This is a genomic window from Sulfitobacter sp. M85 (assembly GCF_029285915.1).
In the GTDB taxonomy this organism is placed as follows: Bacteria; Pseudomonadota; Alphaproteobacteria; order Rhodobacterales; family Rhodobacteraceae; genus Sulfitobacter; species Sulfitobacter faviae.
On the sequence record NZ_JABECQ010000002.1, the window covers coordinates 80,830 to 101,386 of the forward strand.

Below are 20,557 nucleotides of genomic sequence, written 5' to 3' on the forward strand. Positions count from 1 at the left end.
CTTACCCCACCAGATAGAGCATCCCATAAAGCGCCGCGGCCCCCGACAGGATCGCGGCGAGGACGTTCTTGGTCACCAGCCCCACGCCCAATGTCACCGCCGCCGCGGTAACGCGCGGCAGATCGAATTGCCCCCCGGTGGCCGAAGGCCAGATCACCTGCGGAGCCACCAGCGCGGGCAGAATCGCCACAGCGGTATAGCGCAGATGCCGCAAAAGCCATGCGGGCATCTGTTTGTTGCCGACCAATCCGGTAAAGACAAAGCGCAGGAAAAAGCTGCCCAGCCCGAGGCCGATGATCACGACCCAAAGTGCGGTTCTATCGATCATCATGCCATGCTCCCCGGTTTGCGCCGTTCCATCCACGCCTCGACCTGCGCGCCGGTGATCATGCCCGCGAGCCCCGCGATGATCAGCCCAAGCGCATAGGGCACCTCGACGGCGAAAAGGCTCACGACCACCGCCACGACCGCCGCCGCCACATGGGCCAGCGTGCGGAACATCGGCGCGATCATGGCAAGGAAGGTGATCGGGATGGCGAAGTCCAGCGCCCAGCTATCCGGCACGCTGGAGCCGACCATCGCGCCGATCAGCGTGAAGATATACCAAAGCGGCACCACCGGCGTCACGGTCCCAAAGAAATAGGCCATGCGCTGCGGCACCGTCATCTGAGGGTCGCGCTCATATTGCGTCATCGCGGCGACATAGGATTGATCGACCGTCATATAGGCCGCCAGCGCCCGCTGCCACAGTGGCGCGCCGCCGATCCACGGGGTGAGAGAGGCCGAATACATCGCCATGCGCAGGTTCACCGCCAGTGCAGAGGCGAGGATGATCGCCGTGGGCACGTCTTCTTGCAGCAGTTGCAGCGCCGTGAACTGCGCGGCCCCGGCGATCACCACGATCGAAAAGGTCAGCGTTTCGAACACGTTCAACCCGGCCTCGGTCGCCAATAGGCCAAAGAGCGAGGCGAAGGGGATGATCACCAGCACGAAGGGCAGCGCGTCGACGATCCCTTTGCGATAGGCGGATTTGGTGGTGGTGATGGCCATGGCGAACTCTTAAATATAATGTCAAAGGCTTAGACCTAACCGCAGGGGGATACAATTGGCCCGAGACAATGAACTTAGCAATTATCTGATCGCCCCGGATCCGACTGCTGTTCGGCTGACGCGCAGCGTCTCTGGCGTGGATCACACCGGGGCCGAGGTGGCGATCAATGTGGTCGAAGAGCGCCCCCTGACGATATTCCTCAACCGGCAAGAGATCGTGACCGCCATGACCATTGGCGATTACCCAGCCTATCTGGCGCTTGGGTTTCTGCGCAATCAGGGGATGCTGCGCCCGGACGAAGAGATCACCGGTGTCGATTACGACGAAGAGCTTGAGACCGTCGTCGTCCGCACCAAACGGGCCACCGATTACGAAGACAAGATGCAGCGCAAGACCCGCACCAGCGGCTGCGCCGTGGGCACCGTCTTTGGCGATATGATGGAGGGGCTGGCGGAGGTGAGCTTGCCCGATACGCCGGTGCGCACCTCGGACCTCTATGCGCTGGCGGCCAAGATCAACCGCACGCCGAGCCTCTATCTGGAGGCCGGGGCGATCCACGGCACGGTGCTTTGCCAAGGCGACCGGCCTTTGGTCTATATGGAGGATGTGGGCCGTCACAACGCGGTCGACAAAATCGCGGGTTGGATGCTTTCCGAAGGGGTCGGGGCCGAGGATAAGGTGCTTTATACCACCGGGCGGCTGACCTCTGAGATGGTGATCAAGACGGCGATGATGGGCATTCCGGTGCTGGCGTCCCGCTCGGGCTTTACCGCTTGGGGGGTGGAGATCGCCCAGCAGGTGAACCTGACCCTGATTGGGCGGATGCGCGGGCAGCGCTTTACCTGTCTGGCCGGGGAGGGGCGGTTGATCCGCGATGCGGATCCGGCCAGCGTGGCCGAAGAGCCGCGCAAAAGCGGGCGCAAGGGCGCGAAGGAATAAAGCGATGAAACAACCACTTGGCGTCATTCTGGCGGGCGGGCAGGCGACTCGTATGGGCGGCGGTGACAAGGGCTTGCTGCCGCTGGGGCAGGGCACGCTGCTATCCTCGGTGATCGACCGGCTGGAGCCGCAGGTCGCGGGACTTGCGCTCAATGCCAATGGCGATGCGGCGCGCTTTGCGGATCTGGGCCTGCCGGTGCTGGCGGATAGTATCGAGGGTTTCGCCGGGCCGCTTGCGGGCGTGCTGGCCGGGCTCGACTGGGCCGCCGAACAGGGGGCCGATACGATTGTGACCGCCGCTGCCGATACGCCTTTCTTCCCCTGTGATCTGGTTCCCCGTCTGCTACTCGCCGCTGATGATATGGCCCATCCGCTCGCCTTGGCCGCGACGCCGGATGCCAAACGCGGCACGGCGCGGCATCCGACCTTTGGCCTCTGGCCCGTGGCGCTGCGCGACGATCTGCGCAGCGCTTTGGCGGGCGGGCTGCGCAAGGTGGTGCTCTGGACCGAACAGCACGATGGGCGCGAGGCGCTGTTCCCCGATGAGGCCGCTTTCTTCAACGTGAACACGCCCGAGGATTTGGCGAAAGCAGAGGCGATGGCATGAGGGTTTACGGTGTCGTCGGTTGGAAGAACGCGGGCAAGACCGGATTGATGGAGCGGTTGGTGGCCGAGATCACCGGGCGCGGCTTCACCGTCTCGACCGTCAAACATGCGCATCACACTTTCGACGTGGACCACCCCGGCAAGGACAGCCACCGCCACCGCGTCGCGGGCGCGCGCGAGGTGCTGCTGGCCTCCGGCGCGCGCTTTGCCTTGATGCATGAGTTGCGCGGGGCCGAAGAGCCACCGCTCGACGCGCATCTGGCGCGGCTTTCGCCTGTCGATCTGGTGCTGATCGAAGGCTACAAACGCGATGGCCATCCCAAGGTCGAAGCGCACCGGGCCGAGACCGGAAACGCGCTGATCGCGCCGGATGACCCGACGGTGCGGGCGGTGGCCAGCGACGTGGCGCTTGAGATGGACCGGCCTGTTTTTGACCTGAACGACACCCGTGCGATTGCCGATTTCATCCTGCGCGAAGTGGGGCTGATCGCCGTCCCGGTGGCGCCCGTCAGCACCGCGCCGCCGCCCCTGCGCAACGACTGTTTTGCCCTGCCCCCCGGCGTCCATTGGACCCCGGTGAATGAAGCGCTGGACCTGCTGCGTGCGCGGCTTCACGCGGTGACAGGGGCCGAGCCATGCCCCGCCGCCGATGCCGGGGGACGCATCTTGGCCGAAGATGTGACCGCCATCCGCGCCAATCCGCCGCTGCCCAATACGGCGGTCGATGGCTATGGCTTTGCCGGAGGACGGGGCGAGGGGCTGCAGGAAATGCCGCTGGTGCCGGGCCGCGCGGCGGCGGGCGACCGCCCCGGTGCGGTGCCTGCGGGGCAAGCGATCCGTGTGCTGACCGGTGCGGCACTGCCCGAAGGCGTCGATACCGTCATTTTGCAAGAGGATGTGACCGCTGAGGAGGGCGTGCTGCGCTTTCACGGGCCGGTCAAACAGGGGGCCAACACCCGCAAGGCAGGGGAGGATGTGCAGGCGGGCGACGTGATCCTCGCCGCGGGCACGCGCATCGGCCCGGCGGAACTGGCGCTTCTGGCTGCCGCCGGGGTGGCGGAGGTGTCTTTGCGCAAAAGGCTCAAGGTCGGCGTGATCTCAACCGGGGACGAATTGGTCGAGATGGGCGCGGCGGCCCGCGACGGGCAGATTTACGACGCCAACCGCCCGATGCTTTTGCAACTTGCCACCGGTTTTGGCCATGAGGCGGTCGATCTGGGCCGCGTGGCCGACGACCGCGCCGCGCTGCGCGCGCGGCTTGACGCGGCGGCAGGGCAGGTCGATGTGATCCTCACCAGTGGCGGCGCATCGGCGGGGGACGAAGACCACGTCTCGGCCCTGCTGACCGAAGCGGGGGCGATGCAGCTTTGGCGGATCGCGGTGAAACCGGGGCGGCCCTTGGCGCTTGGAATGTGGCAGGGGGTGCCGGTCTTTGGCCTGCCGGGCAATCCGGTGGCGGCGATGGTCTGTTCGCTGATCTTCGCCCGGCCCGCCATGGCGCTGTTGGCCGGGGGCGGCTGGCAAGAGCCGCAGGGTTTCGACGTGCCTGCCGCCTTCGAGAAGCGCAAAAAGGCCGGGCGGCGGGAATACCTGCGCGCGCGGATGCGCGATGGCCGGGCCGAGGTCTTTGCCTCCGAAGGGTCGGGGCGCATCAGCGGGCTCAGTTGGGCCGAAGGGCTGGTCGAATTGGACGAGGCCGCCCGCGACATCGCGCCGGGCGATACCGTCCGTTTCATCCCCTACGGCAGTTTTACCGGCTAGGGCCGCGCGTCAATCGAAGGTGCCCGCGCAGCGGCCCAACAGCATGAAGGCGCGGGCGGTGCGGGTATCGGCCAGCATCGAGATTTCCTCATCCGTGGCCTGTTTTTCGAATTCCGCAAAGGTCCGGTCAAAGCGGCGCAGGAAGTGATGCGCGGCGTCGCGGAAGATCGGGTCTTGCCGCATCCGCGCATTGGCCAGCGCCAGCGAGGAGCGATCCCGAATGCCGCCCAAAGGCGCGATGGTCCGGCCCCGCGCGCCGCTGGCGAATTGCCGCCAGACTTCGGGGCGGGCGCGGTCGGGGCGCAGGTCGTCCATATAGATGCCGTCTTGGCTTAGCAGGGTCAGCACATCCTGCGCGGCCTGTACAAGCTGCGCGGCAGACCGGTCTTTCAACGCGCGGCGCAGGGCGTCGAAACCGGCCTGATCCTCCGCCGTTTCGGGGAAGTTGAGGGCGCGGGTGAAATCCTCGGCAGAGAGCGGCTGCGCGCTGTCGCCCGCCTGCGTGCCAAGGGCCAGCGTCGGCTGCTCTTCTGCGGCGGGCGGTGTCGGCGCGGGGGCCGGATCGACGGGGCGCGATGGTGCATCGCGGCCCTGAAGTCCGGCCAGCGCAATCTCGGTCTTGCGGACGCTGGCGGCGAGTTCATCGAGCTTGCGGGCAATGCTGCCCTCGCCCGCCGGTTTGTTGCCCTGCTGTTGCGAGATATAGGAATGCCGGATCGCGTCGATCGCGGCTTGCAGACGTTGGCTTTCCTCACGCATGACCCGCCCGGCGCGGGCGGCGGTGGCCCCGACCCAGATCATCGCGACGGGCATGATCACCACCAGCAGGATCAATAGCCCGCGCAGCCCGCTGTCGGGCGTGCCCTCGGGCACCTCGGCGGGGATGAAGGTGAAATAGATCGCCGTGCCAAGCAGCCAGAGCGCCGAAAGCGCGCCCGCGATGACCTCGATCTCGGTGATGCTATTGGCCTTGGGCCGGTCGTAAATGCCCATCGGCGTGGGCCGTGCCGCGCCGGTCCCGCCGCGCGGGGCGCGGGGGACTTGCTCTGGGGATGCGGAAGCGTCGGGCTCTGCCATGTCAGCTTTCCCGTTCAAGCGTAGACGATCTTGAGAACCTCATAGGATTTCTGCCCGCCGGGGGTGCGCACCTCGACGGAATCACCCTCTTCCTTGCCGATCAGCGCGCGCGCGATAGGGGATTTGATGTTCAAAAGACCCTTTTCGATATTGGCCTCATATTCGCCAACGATCTGATAGGTTTTCTCTTCGTCCGTGTCCTCATCGACCAGCGTCACCGTGGCGCCGAATTTGATCGAGCCCGACAGTTTCTTGGGGTCGATCACATCGGCGAGCGAGATCACGCCCTCAAGCTCTTTGATGCGGCCTTCGATGAAAGACTGTTTTTCCTTGGCGGAATGATACTCGGCATTTTCCGACAGGTCACCATGTTCACGCGCCTCAGCGATGGCCTTGATGATGGCGGGGCGTTCAACCGTTTTAAGCTGCTTGAGTTCGACTTCGAGCGCGGTGTGACCGTCGCGGGTCATCGGGATTTTTTCCATGGCGGTGTGCCTACATAATGAGGGCCGCACCCGGGTTTTCGCCGGGGGGCGGCCAATTGCGTGTTAACTTGGCAGATACCTGACCCAAACTGCCCGCCAATTGCAAGGGGCTAACGGCCCCGGGATCGGCGGTTGACTGCCGTCAATCCGGTCCCGTTTTCGCCGTGCGGGCCGCAGCGCTTGAGTGGTGAAACCGGGCGCGGCAGCACTACCTCAAGGGGGAAGAGCCGGCGATCCGCAAGGTCGCGCGTCATGTTATGTCGTGGAGCCCACGTTTTGCGCAATAAACGCAGGGTCGCGATTGCATTGCGCGCGGCGGTGGTTTAGCCAAATCCAAACCGAATTTGCCGTGAGGGAGCACCAAAATGGCCGAGATTGAACGCGAAGCGATGGAATATGACGTTGTGATCGTCGGCGCCGGGCCTGCTGGCCTGTCGGCTGCGATCCGGCTCAAGCAGTTGGATGCCGATTGCAATGTCGTGGTGCTGGAGAAGGGCTCGGAAGTCGGCGCGCATATCCTGTCGGGCGCGGTGCTCGACCCCTGCGGGCTGGACGCGCTGATCCCCGATTGGAAGGAAAAAGGCGCGCCGCTGAACGTGCCGGTGAAGGAAGACAACTTTTACCTGCTGGGCGAGGCGGGCAAGCTGCGCATCCCCGAGTTTCCGATGCCCCCGCTGATGAAGAACCACGGCAACTACATCGTGTCGATGGGCAATGTCTGCCGTTGGATGGCCGAACAGGCCGAGGAACTGGGCGTCGAAGTCTTCCCCGGCATGGCCTGTTCGGAACTGGTTTTCGGCGAGAATGGCGAAGTCAAAGGCGTTGTTGCCGGTGAGATGGGGCGTCAGGCCGATGGCACCCCCGGCCCAAGCTATGAGCCGGGCATGGAGCTGCACGGCAAATATGTCTTCCTCTCCGAGGGCGTGCGCGGCAGCCTCAGCAAGCAGGTTATTGCGAAATACGGGCTGGATGAGGGCAAAGAGCCGCAGAAATACGGTCTTGGCATGAAAGAGATCTGGGAGATCGACCCCGCCAAGCACAAAGAAGGCACCGTGACCCATACAATGGGCTGGCCGCTCAACAGCAATGCGGGCGGCGGGTCGTTCATCTATCACCTTGAGAACAATCAGGTTTACGTCGGCTTCGTTGTTCACCTCGGCTACAAGAACCCGCATGTCTTCCCATACATGGAATTCCAGCGGTTCAAGCATCACCCGATGGTGGCCGAACTGCTCAAAGGCGGCAAACGCGTGGCCTATGGCGCGCGGGCGATCACCGAGGGCGGCTATCAGTCGATGCCCAAGATGGTGGCCCCCGGCGTGGCGCTGCTGGGCTGTTCGGTGGGCATGGTCAATGTGCCGCGCATCAAGGGCAACCACAACGCCATGCTCTCGGGCAAGGCAGCGGCAGAGGCGGCCTATGCGGCGATCCAAGCGGGCCGTGGCGGCGATGAGTTGACCGAATATGAGACCGATGTTCGTGAAGGGCCGATCGCGACGGACCTTAAGAAGGTGCGCAACGTGAAACCGCTGTGGTCGAAATACGGGCTCACCGCGTCGCTGGCGCTTGGTGGCTTTGACATGTGGACCAACACGCTCGGCTTCTCGCTCTTGGGCACGCTCGGGCACGGGAAATCGGACGCCGAAGCGACCGAGCCTGCGGATAAGCACAAGAAGATCGACTACCCCAAACCCGATGGCAAACTCAGCTTTGACCGTCTGACCAATGTGGCCTTCTCCTTTACCAATCACGAGGAAAGCCAGCCTGCGCATCTCAAGCTGAAAGACCCGAACATTCCGGTCGAGGTGAACCTGCCGAAATACGCGGGCCCCTCGGCCCGCTATTGCCCGGCGGGGGTTTACGAGTTCGTCGAGGATGACAAAACCGGCGAGACGCGGTTCCAGATCAACTTCCAGAACTGCGTGCATTGCAAGACCTGCGATATCAAGGATCCGACGCAGAACATCGTCTGGACCACCCCGCAGGGCGGCGACGGGCCGAACTACCCGAATATGTGAGCCATCGCCAAAGGCGCAATTAAAGGACCGGCACGCGCAGGCGTGTCGGTCTTTTTCGTCTTTTCGGCGAAAACCTGTCGGCCATGGGCGACATCACCGCCCCGCCATTGCGCCCCGGCACGAAGATGATAGCCTGCGAGCAAAGCGATATGAGGCGGTTTGCATGTTTCGGAATGTCCTAGGTTTCACCAGCGTTGCGGCGCTTTGCATCGGCCTGTCGGCGCCGCTGATGGCGCAATCGGTCGCGGGCCCCTATCTGGCGGGGCGTCATGCTGCCGTGAACAGCGACTACCCCGAGGCCGCGCGCTATTACACCGAAGCGCTGGCGCGGGACCCTAAGAACATCGAACTGATGGAAAGCGCGGTGCTGTCCTATCTCTCGCTCGGGCGGGTGGACAAGGCGCTGCCGCTGGCACGCAATATGATCACCCTCGGCACCAAGAGCCAGGTGGCCGAGATGACCCTCGTGGCCGCCTTGGCGAAAGAGGGCGATTACATGGCCCTGCTTGAACGCGATACCTCGGCCATCGGCCCTTGGGTCGGCGGGCTGGTGCAGGCTTGGGCGCATATGGGGGCGGGCGATGTAACCGCCGCGATAAAGGCTTTCGACAGCCTGAGCGAAGAGGCCGGGATGCAGGGCTTCGTGATGTATCACAAGGCCCTCGCGCTGGCGAGCGTGGGCGACTTCGAAGGGGCGGAGGCGATCTTTGCCAGTGGTGAGGCAGGGGCCGCAGGCCAGACCCGGCGCGGCGTGATGGCCCATGCCGAGATCCTTGGCCAATTGGGGCGCAGCGAGGATGCGCTGGCCGTGCTCTCTGACGGTTTTGGCACGGATAGCGATCCTGAAATCGCGCGGCTCATCGAAGGTTTGCAGCAGGAAACGCCCGCGCCCTTCAGCCATATGCCCAACGCCCAAGCGGGCATGGCCGAGGTGTTTTTCACCTTCGCCGCCGTGCTGCGCAATGAGGCGGCGGGGGACTATTACGTTCTGCTCTATTCGCGCATCGCGCGTTACCTGCGCCCGGACCATGTTGATGCGCTTTTGCTGACGGCAAGCCTGTTGGAGAACCTTGGCGAGCATGATCTGGCGATTGCCGAATATAAATCCCTGCCTGCCGACAGCCCGGCCTATCACGCCGCCGAACTGGGCCGCGCCGATGCGCTGCGTCGCTCGGGCAAGACCGCGCAGGCCATCGAAGTGCTGGAACAGCTCGCGCGCAGCCATGGTGATCTGGCCGTGGTGCATTCCACGCTAGGCGATATGCTGCGGGCCGAAGAGGACTATGAGGCGGCCATCGCCTCCTACGACCAAGCGCTCGCGCTAACGCCCGAAACCGCCCGCGCCCGCTGGGTGCTGTTCTACGCCCGCGCCATCGCCAAGGAACGCAGCGGCGATTGGGAAGGCTCCGAAGCCGATTTCCGCGCCGCACTTGAGTTGAACCCCGAACAGCCACAGGTGTTGAACTACCTCGGCTACTCGCTGGTCGAACAGCAGCGCAACTTGGACGAGGCGCTAGAGATGATCGAACGCGCCGTCGCCGCCAGCCCCGACAGTGGCTATATCGTCGATTCGCTGGGCTGGGTGTTTTACCGCCTTGACCGCTACGATGAGGCGGTAGAGCAGATGGAACGCGCGGTCGAGTTGGAGCCGGTCGATCCGGTGGTGAACGATCACCTCGGGGATGTTTACTGGGCCGTGGGCCGCAAGCGCGAGGCCGAATTCCAGTGGCGCCGGGCGCTCTCTTTCGTTGACCTGACGGATGCGGATTCGGAGGCCGACCCCGAGCGGATGCGCCGCAAGCTGGAAGTGGGGCTCGATGCCGTGCTGGCCGAAGAGGGCGCGGCCCCGCTCAAGGTTGCTGCGGACGAATGAGCCTTTCGAAGGATGGGGCGCCCGCCGACCCCGGCGCTGCGGCGTCGCGGATGGCTTGGGCCAAGGTGAACCTGACCCTGCATTGCACCGGCCAGCGGGCCGACGGCTATCACCTGCTGGATTCGCTGGTGGTGCGGGCTGGTGTGGGCGATCGGCTGTGTGTGGCTGCCGCGGATGATCTGACCCTGACGGTCAGCGGCCCGCGGGCCGAAGGGGTGCCGACCGATGTGCGCAACCTTGTCCTGCGCGCGGCAGAGATGCTGGACGCAGGCGCGGGCCGTGGCGCCGCACTGCATCTTGAGAAACACCTGCCCGCAGCGGCGGGGATCGGGGGCGGCTCTGCCGATGCGGCGGCGGCCTTGGAGCTGCTTGCGGCGCATTGGGGCGTTCCGCTGCCCGAAGAGACGGCGCAGCTCGGGGCAGATGTGCCGGTCTGTCTGACACGCGGCCCGCAGCGGATGCAGGGGGTGGGGGAGGTCCTCACGCCGCTCTCCGCGCTGCCGCCTTGCCATATGGTGCTGGTAAACCCTGGTGTCGATGTGCCGACGCCCGCTGTCTTCTCGGCGCTCAGCGACAAGAACCAGCCGCCGATGCCGGAGGTGATCCCGAAGTTCGCGGGCTTTTCCGATTTCATCGAATTTCTGACCGCGCAGCGCAACGACCTTGCCGCCCCCGCCATCGCGCGGGAGCCGATCATCGGGGTCTGTCTGGAGGCGCTGAGCGATGCGGCGCTGGCGCGGATGTCCGGCTCGGGCGCGACCTGTTTCGGCCTCTACGCCACGGCAGCGCAGGCAGAAGCCGCCGCCCATCGCATCGCCAAGGCCGCGCCGCAATGGTGGGTCGCCGCCGCGCCGATCTTGGCCGCTTAGCTGATCCGGGCGACGACGTAGTCGGCCAGATCGATCAACATGTCTTTCAACTCGTGGTCGGGCAGGGGGGCAAGCGCCGCTTTGGCCTTCTCCGCCCAGTCACAGGCATCGCGCCGCGTCGCGGTGAGCGTGTCGTGTTTGGCCAAAAGCATCAGCGCATGGTCAAGGTCGCCCTCTTCCTGTTTGCCCTTCTCAATGGTGCGGGTCCAAAAGGCGCGCTCATCCTCGTCGGCCTTGGCCACGGCCTTGATCACCGGCAGGGTCAGCTTGCGCTCGCGGAAATCGTCACCGACGTTCTTGCCCGTGGCCCCTGTATCACCCTGATAATCCAGCAGATCGTCGACGATCTGGAAGGCGATGCCAAGGGCGTCTCCATAGTCATAGAGCGCCGTGACCTGATCCTCCGGCGCATCGGCGATCACGCCGCCCACCTCAGTCGCGGCTGAGAAGAGCGCCGCCGTCTTGCCGCGCACGACTTGCAGATAGACCTGTTCATCCGTGGCCAGATTCTGCGCCGCGGTCAGTTGCAGCACCTCCCCCTCCGCGATGGTCGCGGCGGCGTTCGACAGGATGCGCATGACGGGCATCGAGCCCGGCTCGGTCATCAACTGGAAGCTGCGGGCGAAGAGGTAGTCCCCCACCAGCACCGACGACTGGTTGTCCCACAGAAGGTTCGCCGTGGGCCGCCCGCGCCGTTGGGCGCTTTCGTCCACCACATCGTCGTGCAGCAGGGTCGCGGTGTGAATGAACTCAACCGTGGCGGCCAGATGGACGTGATAGGGCCCGTCATAGCCGCACATCCGGGCCGCGGCCAGCGTCAGCATCGGGCGCAGGCGCTTGCCGCCCGCCTCAACCAGATGGGCGGTGACCTCGGGGATGCGGGGCGCGTGTTTCGACGCCATCCGCTCGCGGATCAGGGCGCTGACCGCCGCCATATCATCGCTTAGATAGGCCGCCATGCGGTCGTGCGGTTTGCCCGTTGCATCACTTTTCATCATCATTTCCCGCGTCCCGCTCGACATGCCGGTGATCCGGCTCTACATCTTTGATATGAAGGAACTTTTGCGCAGCACCGACATGACCATCATCGCCTTTGCCACCGCCCTTCTCAGGGGGGAGGATATAGACTGCTTTGAAATGGACGTAAACATGAGCGTGCTCGAAGGAGGCATCGGGATTTTCCCGCGCCGCCTGATGGTGCATCCTGATGACCATGACGCCGCCCTGCGGGTGATGCGCGACAATGAGATTCCGCTGGGGCTGTGACCCGTTTCACCGAAGACGACCTGACCTGCGACGCTTTCCTCGGCGGCAAGCTGCACCTCTGGCAGCCGCGCCGGGGTCGGGGCTATCGTGCCGGGGTGGACCCGGTTTTGCTGGCCGCGAGCATCGAGGCCAAGGCAGGGCAAAGCGTGTTGGAGCTTGGCTGCGGGGCCGGTGCGGCGGTGCTTTGTCTGGGGGCGCGGGTGCCGGGGCTGACGCTGACGGGCTGTGAGCTGCAACCCGCCTATGCCGAACTGGCGCGGCGCAATGGCGGCGCGGCGCTGGAGGTGGTGGAGGCTGATCTGACCGAGATGCCCCTGCATCTGCGCCAGCGACAATTTGACCACGTTCTTGCCAATCCGCCCTATTTCGACCGGGCCGCCTCGGTCCAGTCCCGCGATCCCGGGCGCGAGACGGCCTTGGGTGAGGCGACGCCCCTGCGACAATGGGTCCGCACCGCCGCGCGGCGGCTAAAGCCCAAAGGGCAGGCGCATTTTATCCATCGCGCCGAACGGCTGCCCGAGATTCTGGCGGCGCTGCCGCATGAGATGGGATCGGTCGAGGTGCTGCCGCTCGCCTCGCGCGCGGGAAGGATGCCGGAGTTGATTCTTTTGCGTGCGCGCAAGAACGGACGCGGTGCTTTTCGGCTCTATCACAGCTTTGTCATGCACCGTGGCGCGCGGCATGAGGGGGACGGCGATAGCTATGTGCCGGAAATCGAAGCGGTCCTGCGCCGGGGGGCGCCGCTGGTCTATCCTACTTCTTAAGCGTTTCTTTACCAACTTCACCCCTATGCTGCGGTGCCGCGTGACTTGTGGGTCGCGCTGTGGTCCACTGAAATTCTACACACCAATCATGGAGGATTGTATGGCTTTGAACGCACATCTGGACACCCTGAAGCGCAAGCATCAGGCGATGAGTGAGGCGGTGGAAACCGCGCAACGCGCCCCCGGTATGGACGATTTGAAAGTGGCTTCCATGAAGAAGGAAAAACTGCGTTTGAAAGAGGAGATTAGCCGCCTGTCGAGCTGACCCTCGCCGCGGAATGCGGCGTTTTTGATCGCTGTCGTTCCGCTCTGGCGGGGCGGCAGGCTGGACGGCTGGTAAAGGACGCAGTCGGGTTCTGTTTTCCCATTAAAAAGGCCAGTCTTTGGAAAAGACTGGCCCATTAAATTTCCAGAACATCGTCCCGTCAGACGACGAATTGCGCCCCATTGGCAGAGATCGTCGAGCCATTGATGAAACCCGCATCGTCGGAAACGAGAAAGGCCACCGCGCGGGCGATTTCTTCGGGATCTCCCAGCCGCCCGGCGGGGATCTGCGCGATGATGCTTTCACGGACTTTTTCGGGCACCGCCATGACCATATCGGTCGCGATATAGCCGGGGCAGATGGCATTGGCCGTGATGCCTGCGCGGGCGCCTTCTTGGGCCAATGACTTCACGATGCCCAGATCGCCCGCCTTGGTCGCGGCATAGTTCACCTGCGCGAACTGACCCTTTTGCCCGTTGATCGAAGAGATCACGACGACGCGCCCGAACTTGCGTTCGCGCATGCCGGGCCAGACCGGGTGGATCGTGTTGAAGACGCCGGTCAGATTGGTGGCGATGACTTCATTCCACTGATCGGGGGTCATCTTGTGAAAGGGCGCGTCGCGGGTGATGCCCGCATTGGCGACCACCACCTCGATGGGGCCAAGCTCGGCTTCGACTTGTTCGATCCCCGCTTTGGAGGCGTCGTAATCTGCCACGTTCCATTTGTAGGTCTCGATGCCGGTCTCTTCGGTGAATTTCGCGGCGGCTTCGTCATTGCCGGCATAGGTGGCGGCGACGGTATAGCCTTTGTCCTTCAGCGTGGTCGAAATGGCCGCGCCAATCCCGCGACTTCCCCCGGTGACCAAAGCGATGCGTGACATGTAATCCCTCCCTCAAGGTAATGTTCTTGCAAATGCATGTATCGGCGCGCAAGAAAGTTGCGCGCCGATTTAGTCTTAGGGGCGCTCTAGGCACATGGCAACACCCATACCGCCGCCGATACACAGCGTCGCCAAACCTTTCTTGGCGTCACGGCGCTGCATTTCGAACAGCAGGGTGTTGAGCACCCGCGCGCCCGAGGCACCAATGGGGTGGCCGATGGCGATGGCGCCGCCGTTGACGTTCACGATTTCCGGATCCCAGCCCATTTCCTTGTTCACGGCGCAGGCCTGTGCGGCGAAGGCTTCGTTGGCTTCCACCAGATCAAGGTCTTCGGGCGACCAACCGGCTTTCTCCAGCGCCTTGCGCGATGCATAGACGGGGCCGACGCCCATGATCGACGGGTCGAGACCGGCGGTGGCATAGGAGGCGATCCGCGCCAGCGGCTGAATGCCCCGCTTTTCGGCCTCATCCGCGCTCATCAGCAGCGCACCTGCCGCACCGTCGTTGATGCCCGAGGCATTGGCCGCGGTGACGGAGCCGTCCTTGGTGAAGGCCGGGCGCAGCTTCTGCATCGCTTCGATATTGGCGCCGTGGCGGATGTATTCGTCCTGGTCGACGACCGTCTCGCCCTTGCGGGTCTTGATGGTGAAGGGAACGATCTCATCGGCGAATTTGCCAGCCTTCTGCGCGGCTTCGGCCTTGTTTTGCGAGGCGACGGCGAATTCGTCTTGCTGGTCACGGCTGATCTGCCATTTCTCGGCCACGTTCTCAGCGGTTTGGCCCATGTGGTAGCCGTTGAACGCATCCCAGAGACCGTCGCGGATCATCGTGTCGATGAACTGCAAATCGCCCATTTTCTGGCCCGCGCGGAGGTTTTGCGCATGGGGGCTGAGGGTCATGTTCTCTTGCCCGCCAGCGGCCACGATGTTCGCGTCACCAAGTTGGATATGCTGGGCCGCCAGCGCCACGGCGCGCAGGCCCGAGCCGCAGACCTGGTTGATGCCCCAAGCTGCGCTCTCTTTCGGCAGCCCTGCGTTGATATGCGCCTGACGCGCCGGGTTCTGACCTTGGGCGGCGGTCAGCACCTGCCCCAGAATGGTCTCGGAGACTTCGGACGGGTCCACCCCGGCGCGGGCCACCAGTTCTTTCAGAACGGCGGCACCAAGGTCATGGGCGGGCGTATTGGCGAACGCTCCGCCGAAACTGCCCACGGCGGTCCGGGCGGCGGATGCGATGACGACATTGGTCATGATGTGACTTTCCTCTACCTTGTTGGGCGGGGGCACACCGACACGCGCCATCGTCGGGCGTGGGCGCTCCCGTCCCTCTGAGGTAGTGATAGCGGATGCGCTGCAATGCGGCAACTGAGCAGGCAGCCCGCCGCCGCAGCCCCGGCGGCCTGCCCGCGCGGGCCTAGCCGGTGGCCCGCACCCGGTCGAAATTCAGCCATGGGGGCCGGGTGGTTGGCGCGGCGAAGTGGTAGCCTTGCAGGCAATCGACGCCCATCTCGGTCAGCACCGCCGCATCGGCGGCGTTCTCCACGCATTCGGCCACGGTCAGCATGTCGAAATGCGTGGCGATGGACATCAGTGCGGCGGTCAGGGCGCGGTTGTCGGGGTTGGTGGCGATGCCGCGGATGAACTGCCCGTCAAGCTTCAGGACATCAAAGTAGAAATCCTTGAAATAGCGGATCGCCGTTTGCCCCGCCCCGAAATCATCCATGGCAAAGCAGATGCCGTGAGGCTGCAACTGGTTCATGAAGCTTGTCACCAGTTCCGGGACCATCATGGCAGAGCTTTCCGTGATCTCAAGGATCAGCCGTTCGCCCAAGGTCGCGTCGCGGGCCAGCCAGTGGCGCAAGACGCGAGTCCATTCCTGATACCCGATGGAGCGGGCGGACATATTGATCGACAGCCGCAGGCCGGGATGGTGGTGCAGCGCGTTCAGCCCCAGGCGCAGGGCCAGAACATCCACCTGCCGCCCGGTATCCGTGTCCTCGATCGCGGGCATGAAATCCTTGGCCGGAATCACGCGACCCGTAGGATCAAGCAGGCGGATCAGCCCCTCGTGAAAGGCGATATTTGTCGGATCGCTGGCCAGCATGACGGGCTGGAACGCCAGCAGCGTTTGGCGATGGGCCACAGCCTCCCGCACCATTTCAAGCGTCGCGGCATCGCGCTGCATCACCGCATGGTTCAGCGGGCTGTCCCCACCGGGGGGAACGTCGGCGAAAGGGCGTTGGAATCGACGGGGCACGGCGGTACTCTCTTGCTGTCCTGCAATTGGTATGGGCGCAAAGGTGATAATACGGTCTTAATCGGCGGCGATTTCCGCGGTGGATCGCGCAGAGGGGGGCCGAAGATGCAGCGCTGTGACTGGGCCGGGGATGACCCGATTTACCAAGCCTACCATGACACCGAATGGGGCGTGCCCGAATACGACAGCCGCGCGCTTTGGGAGAAGCTGATCCTTGACGGGTTTCAGGCGGGGCTGAGCTGGATCACGATCCTTAAAAAACGCGATAATTTCCGTGCGGCCTTTGCCGGGTTCGACCCGCATCAGATCGCCGAATGGGGCGAGGCGGATGTGCTGCGCCTGCTGAGTGATCCGGGCATCATCCGCCACCGGGGCAAGATCGAGGCCGCCATCACCAACGCGCGGGCCTGGCAGGAGTTGGAGGCGCGCGAGGGGTTCGACGCCTTCATGTGGCGCTATGTCGATGGCAAACCGCTGCAAAACCGCTTTGCCACACAGGCCGAGGTGCCGCCGAAGACGGCCTTGTCCGAGCAGGTGAGCAAAGACTTGAAGAAAGCCGGTTTCAAGTTCTGCGGGCCGACGATCACCTATGCCTGGATGGAGGCCTGCGGGCTGGTGAACGATCATATCCTGACCTGTCACCGCCACGCGCCCTGCGCTGCGATGGCACGTTAGGGGCGGGGCGGATCAAATTCGCCGAAAATCCCCCGTTGACTCCCCGCCATGGCCCCGTATAAGCGCCCCTTCATTGGTGTTGGTGGACCCCGCAAGGGGAAGCCTGTCGGGCTTCGGCCAAAGGACAACGCCCTTTACCGCCCCTCGGGGCTTTATAAAGGAGATCAGCCGTGACAAAACGCACAGCTGCCAAGCACAAACTAGACCGCCGTATGGGCGAAAACATCTGGGGCCGTCCGAAGTCCCCGGTGAACCGTCGTGAATATGGCCCCGGCCAGCACGGCCAGCGCCGCAAGGGCAAAATGTCGGACTTCGGCATCCAGCTGCGCGCCAAGCAGAAGCTCAAGGGCTACTATGGCGACCTGACCGAGAAGCAGTTCCGCCGCATCTACGGCGAAGCCGAGCGCGTCAAGGGCGACACCGGTGAGAACCTGATCGGCCTGCTCGAGCGCCGTTTGGACGCCGTTGTCTACCGCGCCAAGTTCGTGCCGACAGTTTTCGCTGCACGCCAGTTCGTGAACCACGGCCACGTCAAAGTGAACGGCCGCAAGGTCAACATCCCCTCCTACCGCGTGAAAGAGGGTGACGTGATCGAAGTGCGTGACCGTTCCAAGCAGCTGACCTCGGTTCTCGAAGCCGTGCAACTGCCCGAGCGTGACGTGCCGGACTACCTGGAGTGTGACCACTCAAAAATGACCGCGACTTTCGTGCGCACACCGAGCCTCGGCGACGTGCCGTACCCGGTTGTGATGGAGCCGAACCTCGTCGTGGAATTCTACGCGAAGAACTAAGCTTCTTCGCCTGTCGAATACCAAAGGCCGCGTGGTGCAAACCGCGCGGCCTTTTCTTTTTGCGCAGGGCGGCGGCAGCAGGGCAACAGCCTGTCCGCTGGCGCCGAGGATGCAGAATGATTCTGGCATCACCGCGACACCCCCGATAGAAGGGCGGCAGTAGCGTGAGGATGAGAGCGAGATGACACAGATCGCACCGCAACCGGGCATTATGGAGATCGACCTTTATCAAGGGGGTGCGGCGCATGTCGCGGGCCTTGAGAATGTGGTCAAGCTCAGCTCGAACGAGAACCCGCTGGGGCCCAGCCCTGCCGCCGTCGAAGCCTATCGTCGCGCGGCCTATGACCTGCATCGCTACCCATCCTCCGACCATAGCGCCCTGCGCGCCGCCATTGCTGAGGTGCTGGACCTCGATGCCGAGCGGATCATCTGCGGCGCGGGTTCGGATGAGATCATCGCTTTTCTCTGCCAAGCCTATGCCGGTCCGGGCACCGAGGTCGTGCACACCGAGCACGGCTTTGCCATGTACCGCATTTCCGCCCTCGCCGCGGGGGCTACGCCCGTCGAGGTGCCCGAGCGTGAGCGGGTGACCGATGTCGATGCCATCCTCGCCGCCTGCACCGAGGCGACGCGGCTGGTGTTCATCGCCAACCCCAACAACCCCACCGGCACGATGATCGGTCTGGCCGAGCTTGAACGTCTGGCCGAAGCCCTGCCGCCGCAGGCGCTTCTGGTGCTCGACGGGGCCTATGCCGAATATGTCGAGGGCTATGACGGCGGCGCCGCCTTGGTGGACCGCCGCGACAACGTGGTGATGACGCGCACCTTCTCAAAGCTCTACGGGCTGGGCGGGCTGCGCATCGGTTGGGGCTATGGGCCAGCCCATGTGATCGACGTGCTGAACCGCGTGCGCGGTCCTTTCAACCTGTCGCAGGCCGCACTCAACGCCGCCGAGGCGGCGATGCGCGACCGCGCCTATACCGACCATTGCCGGGCCGAGAACGCCCGCTGGCGCACGTGGCTGGCCGATGCGCTGGCCGAGATCGGCGTGCCCTCGGACGTCTCGCTCGCCAATTTCGTGCTGGCCCGCTTCGCCAATCAGGCCGAGGCCGAGGCTTGTGACGACTACCTCAAGACCCAAGGGCTGATCGTGCGCCGGGTGGCGGGCTACAACCTGCCCAACTGTCTGCGCATCACCGTGGGCGATGAAAGCGCCTGCCGCCGCGTCGTCCATGCCGTGCGGCAGTTCAAAGGGGGCAACTGATGGCGCAGGTCTATGACAGGGTCGCCCTCATTGGGTTGGGGCTGATTGCCTCCTCACTGTTCTGGGCGATGAAGCGCGGCGGTCTGGCGGGCGAAGTCACCGGCTATGCCCGCAGCGACGAGACCCGCGCCACGGCGCGCGAGATCGGCCTCTGCGACCGGGTCTGCGACAGTGCCGCCGAGGCTGTCGCGGGCGCCGATCTGGTGGTGCTCTGCGTGCCGGTGGGCGTCATGGGCGCCGTGGCCGCCGAGATCGCGCCGCATCTCGCACCCGGTGCCACGGTGACGGATGTGGGTTCGGTCAAGGCCGACGTGATTGCGCAGGTGGGGCCGTATCTGCCCGACGGCGTGCATTTCATCCCCGGCCACCCGCTGGCGGGGACCGAGCATTCCGGCCCGCGCAGCGGCTTTGCCGAGCTCTTCGACAACCGCTGGTGCCTGCTGGTCCCCGTGGAAGGCACCGACAAAGACGCCATCGCGCGGCTGCGCGCGCTCTGGGAAGGGGCGGGTGCCAATGTGGAGGAGATGGATGCCGAACACCATGATCTGGTGCTGGCCGTCACCTCGCACGCGCCGCACCTCATCGCCTATACGATGGTGGGCGTCGCCGACGATCTGCGCCGGGTGACCGACAGCGAGGTGATCAAGTATTCCGCCGCCGGTTTCCGCGACTTCACCCGGATCGCGGCGAGTGATCCCACGATGTGGCGCGATGTCTTTCTGACCAACAAGGACGCGACGCTGGAAATCCTTGGCCGCTTCACCGAAGAGCTTTTCGCCCTGCAACGCGCCATTCGGACCGGCGACGGCGATCATCTGCACGCCTATTTCACTCGTACCCGCGCGATCCGGCGCGGCATCATCGAGGCGGGGCAGGATACCGACGCGCCCGATTTTGGCCGGGGCGCGCCCAAGTCATGAGGGGCTGGGCTGTCCTGCCGCTGATCATGCTGGGGCAAATCGCCTTGGCTGCGGGGCCGGACAGTTCTGAGCGCCCCGTGGCGCGTCAGCAGGGGGATAGCTTGCCGGTCAGCGTCGCCCCCGGCGGCGCGATCGCCCGCCCGAACGTGACCCCGCCGCCCGTGCCGCCGCCGAGGGCGGGCAGGGGATGAAAGCATCGCTCCGTCCCACCCTGCGCAGTGCAAAGGTCGAACAGGCCGCCCGTGCGCGGCAGCGGATGTTGGCCAAGGGCGCGGTCTGCGGCGATCTGGCGATACAGGGCACGCGGGTGGGCCGGGTGCCGGGCCGGATCAACGGTTGCGGGGTTGAGAATGCGGTCAAGATACGCTCGGTCTCGGGCATCCGGCTCAGCACCGCGGCGGTGATGGATTGCACCACGGCAAAGGCGCTGAACACATGGGTGCGCCAATCGGCGGTGCCAGCTTTGGCGGGGCAGGGCGGCGGGCTGAAGGAGCTCAAGGTCGCCGCGCATTACGCCTGCCGGACGCGGAACAACCGCAAGGGGGGTAAGATTTCCGAACATGGCAAGGGCCGCGCGATCGACATTTCCGGGTTTGAGCTGGCGGACGGCAGCGCGATCAGCCTGTTGAAGGGCTGGCGCGCGCGGCGCAGCAGCGCGGCTTTGCGACGGATGCACCGGGGCGCCTGCGGGCCGTTTGGCACGGTGCTGGGACCAGAGGCGGACCGCTTTCACCAAGACCACTTTCACTTCGACACGGCGCGCTATCGCAGTGGTAGCTACTGCCGCTAAGCG

The 20,557-nt window shown here is 64.6% G+C and carries 21 protein-coding genes and 1 pseudogene; 14 read left to right on the plus strand and 8 right to left on the minus strand.

Annotated features, from left to right (window positions below; genetic code table 11):
• Position 1: 1 nt before the first annotated feature.
• On the minus strand, positions 2 to 328 hold the full coding sequence (locus tag HKX24_RS04195; protein WP_067265610.1) for an AzlD domain-containing protein: 327 nt from the start codon (positions 326 to 328) through the stop codon (positions 2 to 4).
• Positions 328 to 1,050 (minus strand): AzlC family ABC transporter permease, encoded by a 723-nt coding sequence (locus tag HKX24_RS04200; protein ID WP_271693038.1) that lies wholly within the window; start codon positions 1,048 to 1,050, stop codon positions 328 to 330. Before HKX24_RS04200 ends, HKX24_RS04195 begins: the two co-directional genes overlap by 1 nt.
• Positions 1,051 to 1,099: 49 nt before the next feature.
• Here HKX24_RS04200 and HKX24_RS04205 point away from each other — a divergent pair, with 49 nt between their 5' ends.
• From HKX24_RS04205 to HKX24_RS04215, 3 genes are read left to right on the plus strand one after another with little or no spacing between them, the layout of a single operon-like run.
• On the plus strand, positions 1,100 to 1,990 hold the full coding sequence (locus tag HKX24_RS04205) for a formate dehydrogenase accessory sulfurtransferase FdhD (RefSeq protein WP_271693787.1): 891 nt from the start codon (positions 1,100 to 1,102) through the stop codon (positions 1,988 to 1,990).
• A 4-nt stretch (positions 1,991 to 1,994) separates the two neighbouring features.
• On the plus strand, positions 1,995 to 2,597 hold the full coding sequence (gene mobA / locus HKX24_RS04210; RefSeq protein WP_271693039.1) for a molybdenum cofactor guanylyltransferase MobA: 603 nt from the start codon (positions 1,995 to 1,997) through the stop codon (positions 2,595 to 2,597).
• The gene (locus tag HKX24_RS04215; protein WP_271693041.1) at positions 2,594 to 4,357 is read left to right on the plus strand and encodes a bifunctional molybdopterin-guanine dinucleotide biosynthesis adaptor protein MobB/molybdopterin molybdotransferase MoeA; all 1,764 of its coding nucleotides are present in this window, start codon (positions 2,594 to 2,596) and stop codon (positions 4,355 to 4,357) included. The genes mobA and HKX24_RS04215 overlap by 4 nt, the downstream gene beginning before the upstream one ends.
• A gap of 9 nt (positions 4,358 to 4,366) precedes the next feature.
• Here the strand turns inward: HKX24_RS04215 and HKX24_RS04220 are convergent, their stop codons facing one another.
• Positions 4,367 to 5,350, minus strand: coding sequence for a hypothetical protein (locus HKX24_RS04220; protein ID WP_271693789.1), 984 nt, complete (start codon positions 5,348 to 5,350; stop codon positions 4,367 to 4,369).
• 98 nt (positions 5,351 to 5,448) lie between these two features.
• The gene (greA, locus tag HKX24_RS04225; RefSeq protein WP_067268537.1) at positions 5,449 to 5,919 is read right to left on the minus strand and encodes a transcription elongation factor GreA; all 471 of its coding nucleotides are present in this window, start codon (positions 5,917 to 5,919) and stop codon (positions 5,449 to 5,451) included.
• A gap of 365 nt (positions 5,920 to 6,284) precedes the next feature.
• On the opposite strand from greA, the gene HKX24_RS04230 reads away from it, so the two are divergent.
• From HKX24_RS04230 to HKX24_RS04240, 3 genes are all read left to right on the plus strand, one after another.
• Positions 6,285 to 7,937 (plus strand): electron transfer flavoprotein-ubiquinone oxidoreductase, encoded by a 1,653-nt coding sequence (locus HKX24_RS04230; protein WP_271693042.1) that lies wholly within the window; start codon positions 6,285 to 6,287, stop codon positions 7,935 to 7,937.
• A 163-nt stretch (positions 7,938 to 8,100) separates the two neighbouring features.
• Complete coding sequence (locus tag HKX24_RS04235; protein WP_271693043.1) at positions 8,101 to 9,810, plus strand: tetratricopeptide repeat protein; 1,710 nt, start codon at positions 8,101 to 8,103, stop codon at positions 9,808 to 9,810.
• On the plus strand, positions 9,807 to 10,679 hold the full coding sequence (locus HKX24_RS04240; protein ID WP_271693044.1) for a 4-(cytidine 5'-diphospho)-2-C-methyl-D-erythritol kinase: 873 nt from the start codon (positions 9,807 to 9,809) through the stop codon (positions 10,677 to 10,679). Before HKX24_RS04235 ends, HKX24_RS04240 begins: the two co-directional genes overlap by 4 nt.
• On the opposite strand, the gene HKX24_RS04245 is transcribed toward HKX24_RS04240, so the two are convergent.
• Positions 10,676 to 11,674 (minus strand): polyprenyl synthetase family protein, encoded by a 999-nt coding sequence (locus HKX24_RS04245; RefSeq protein ID WP_271693045.1) that lies wholly within the window; start codon positions 11,672 to 11,674, stop codon positions 10,676 to 10,678. The genes HKX24_RS04240 and HKX24_RS04245 overlap by 4 nt on opposite strands.
• A 55-nt stretch (positions 11,675 to 11,729) precedes the next feature.
• Here HKX24_RS04245 and HKX24_RS04250 point away from each other — a divergent pair, with 55 nt between their 5' ends.
• From HKX24_RS04250 to HKX24_RS04260, 3 genes are all read left to right on the plus strand, one after another.
• Entirely contained in the window at positions 11,730 to 11,945 is a 216-nt protein-coding gene (locus HKX24_RS04250; RefSeq protein ID WP_040700850.1) for a DUF2007 domain-containing protein, read from the plus strand.
• Positions 11,942 to 12,709: a methyltransferase domain-containing protein gene (locus HKX24_RS04255; RefSeq protein ID WP_271693046.1), complete on the plus strand. Its 768-nt coding sequence runs from the start codon at positions 11,942 to 11,944 to the stop codon at positions 12,707 to 12,709. The genes HKX24_RS04250 and HKX24_RS04255 overlap by 4 nt, the downstream gene beginning before the upstream one ends.
• A gap of 100 nt (positions 12,710 to 12,809) precedes the next feature.
• Entirely contained in the window at positions 12,810 to 12,974 is a 165-nt protein-coding gene (locus HKX24_RS04260; RefSeq protein ID WP_082852182.1) for a DUF465 domain-containing protein, read from the plus strand.
• Between the two features lie 160 nt (positions 12,975 to 13,134).
• Here HKX24_RS04260 and phbB read toward each other — a convergent pair whose 3' ends face one another.
• The 3 genes from phbB to HKX24_RS04275 all read right to left on the minus strand — a co-directional run bounded on the left by phbB (position 13,135) and on the right by HKX24_RS04275 (position 16,114).
• Positions 13,135 to 13,857 (minus strand): acetoacetyl-CoA reductase, encoded by a 723-nt coding sequence (gene phbB, locus HKX24_RS04265; RefSeq protein WP_271693048.1) that lies wholly within the window; start codon positions 13,855 to 13,857, stop codon positions 13,135 to 13,137.
• Positions 13,858 to 13,932: 75 nt separating this feature from the next.
• Complete coding sequence (locus HKX24_RS04270) at positions 13,933 to 15,108, minus strand: acetyl-CoA C-acetyltransferase (RefSeq protein WP_209218288.1); 1,176 nt, start codon at positions 15,106 to 15,108, stop codon at positions 13,933 to 13,935.
• Positions 15,109 to 15,271: 163 nt separating this feature from the next.
• On the minus strand, positions 15,272 to 16,114 hold the full coding sequence (locus HKX24_RS04275) for an EAL domain-containing protein (RefSeq protein WP_271693049.1): 843 nt from the start codon (positions 16,112 to 16,114) through the stop codon (positions 15,272 to 15,274).
• Positions 16,115 to 16,219: 105 nt separating this feature from the next.
• Here HKX24_RS04275 and HKX24_RS04280 point away from each other — a divergent pair, with 105 nt between their 5' ends.
• The 5 genes and pseudogenes from HKX24_RS04280 (at position 16,220) to HKX24_RS04300 (ending at position 20,554) form a co-directional block, all read left to right on the plus strand.
• Positions 16,220 to 16,789, plus strand: a complete 570-nt coding sequence (locus HKX24_RS04280; protein ID WP_271693050.1) for a DNA-3-methyladenine glycosylase I — start codon at positions 16,220 to 16,222, stop codon at positions 16,787 to 16,789.
• A 170-nt stretch (positions 16,790 to 16,959) separates the two neighbouring features.
• A complete protein-coding gene (gene rpsD / locus HKX24_RS04285) occupies positions 16,960 to 17,580 on the plus strand; it encodes a 30S ribosomal protein S4 (protein WP_271693051.1) in 621 nt (206 codons plus the stop codon).
• A gap of 181 nt (positions 17,581 to 17,761) precedes the next feature.
• Positions 17,762 to 18,844: a histidinol-phosphate transaminase gene (gene hisC, locus HKX24_RS04290; RefSeq protein ID WP_271693052.1), complete on the plus strand. Its 1,083-nt coding sequence runs from the start codon at positions 17,762 to 17,764 to the stop codon at positions 18,842 to 18,844.
• Positions 18,844 to 19,764, plus strand: coding sequence for a prephenate/arogenate dehydrogenase family protein (locus HKX24_RS04295; protein WP_067262228.1), 921 nt, complete (start codon positions 18,844 to 18,846; stop codon positions 19,762 to 19,764). Before hisC ends, HKX24_RS04295 begins: the two co-directional genes overlap by 1 nt.
• Positions 19,761 to 20,554 (plus strand): annotated as a pseudogene (locus HKX24_RS04300) (extensin family protein). The gene HKX24_RS04295 and the pseudogene HKX24_RS04300 overlap by 4 nt, the downstream one beginning before the upstream one ends.
• Positions 20,555 to 20,557 lie beyond the last annotated feature (3 nt).

Excerpts from the sequence above, each read along its gene's own strand:
- HKX24_RS04195 (WP_067265610.1), bottom strand. The coding sequence starts at position 328 with ATGATCGATAGAACCGCACTTTGGGTCGTGATCATCGGCCTCGGGCTG.
- HKX24_RS04200 (WP_271693038.1), bottom strand. The coding sequence starts at position 1,050 with ATGGCCATCACCACCACCAAATCCGCCTATCGCAAAGGGATCGTCGAC.
- mobA (WP_271693039.1), top strand. The coding sequence starts at position 1,995 with ATGAAACAACCACTTGGCGTCATTCTGGCGGGCGGGCAGGCGACTCGT.
- HKX24_RS04215 (WP_271693041.1), top strand. The coding sequence starts at position 2,594 with ATGAGGGTTTACGGTGTCGTCGGTTGGAAGAACGCGGGCAAGACCGGA.
- HKX24_RS04220 (WP_271693789.1), bottom strand. The coding sequence starts at position 5,350 with ATGGGCATTTACGACCGGCCCAAGGCCAATAGCATCACCGAGATCGAG.
- greA (WP_067268537.1), bottom strand. The coding sequence starts at position 5,919 with ATGGAAAAAATCCCGATGACCCGCGACGGTCACACCGCGCTCGAAGTC.
- HKX24_RS04230 (WP_271693042.1), top strand. The coding sequence starts at position 6,285 with ATGGCCGAGATTGAACGCGAAGCGATGGAATATGACGTTGTGATCGTC.
- HKX24_RS04235 (WP_271693043.1), top strand. The coding sequence starts at position 8,101 with ATGTTTCGGAATGTCCTAGGTTTCACCAGCGTTGCGGCGCTTTGCATC.
- HKX24_RS04240 (WP_271693044.1), top strand. The coding sequence starts at position 9,807 with ATGAGCCTTTCGAAGGATGGGGCGCCCGCCGACCCCGGCGCTGCGGCG.
- HKX24_RS04245 (WP_271693045.1), bottom strand. The coding sequence starts at position 11,674 with ATGAAAAGTGATGCAACGGGCAAACCGCACGACCGCATGGCGGCCTAT.
- HKX24_RS04250 (WP_040700850.1), top strand. The coding sequence starts at position 11,730 with ATGAAGGAACTTTTGCGCAGCACCGACATGACCATCATCGCCTTTGCC.
- HKX24_RS04260 (WP_082852182.1), top strand. The coding sequence starts at position 12,810 with ATGGCTTTGAACGCACATCTGGACACCCTGAAGCGCAAGCATCAGGCG.
- phbB (WP_271693048.1), bottom strand. The coding sequence starts at position 13,857 with ATGTCACGCATCGCTTTGGTCACCGGGGGAAGTCGCGGGATTGGCGCG.
- HKX24_RS04270 (WP_209218288.1), bottom strand. The coding sequence starts at position 15,108 with ATGACCAATGTCGTCATCGCATCCGCCGCCCGGACCGCCGTGGGCAGT.
- HKX24_RS04280 (WP_271693050.1), top strand. The coding sequence starts at position 16,220 with ATGCAGCGCTGTGACTGGGCCGGGGATGACCCGATTTACCAAGCCTAC.
- hisC (WP_271693052.1), top strand. The coding sequence starts at position 17,762 with ATGACACAGATCGCACCGCAACCGGGCATTATGGAGATCGACCTTTAT.
- HKX24_RS04295 (WP_067262228.1), top strand. The coding sequence starts at position 18,844 with ATGGCGCAGGTCTATGACAGGGTCGCCCTCATTGGGTTGGGGCTGATT.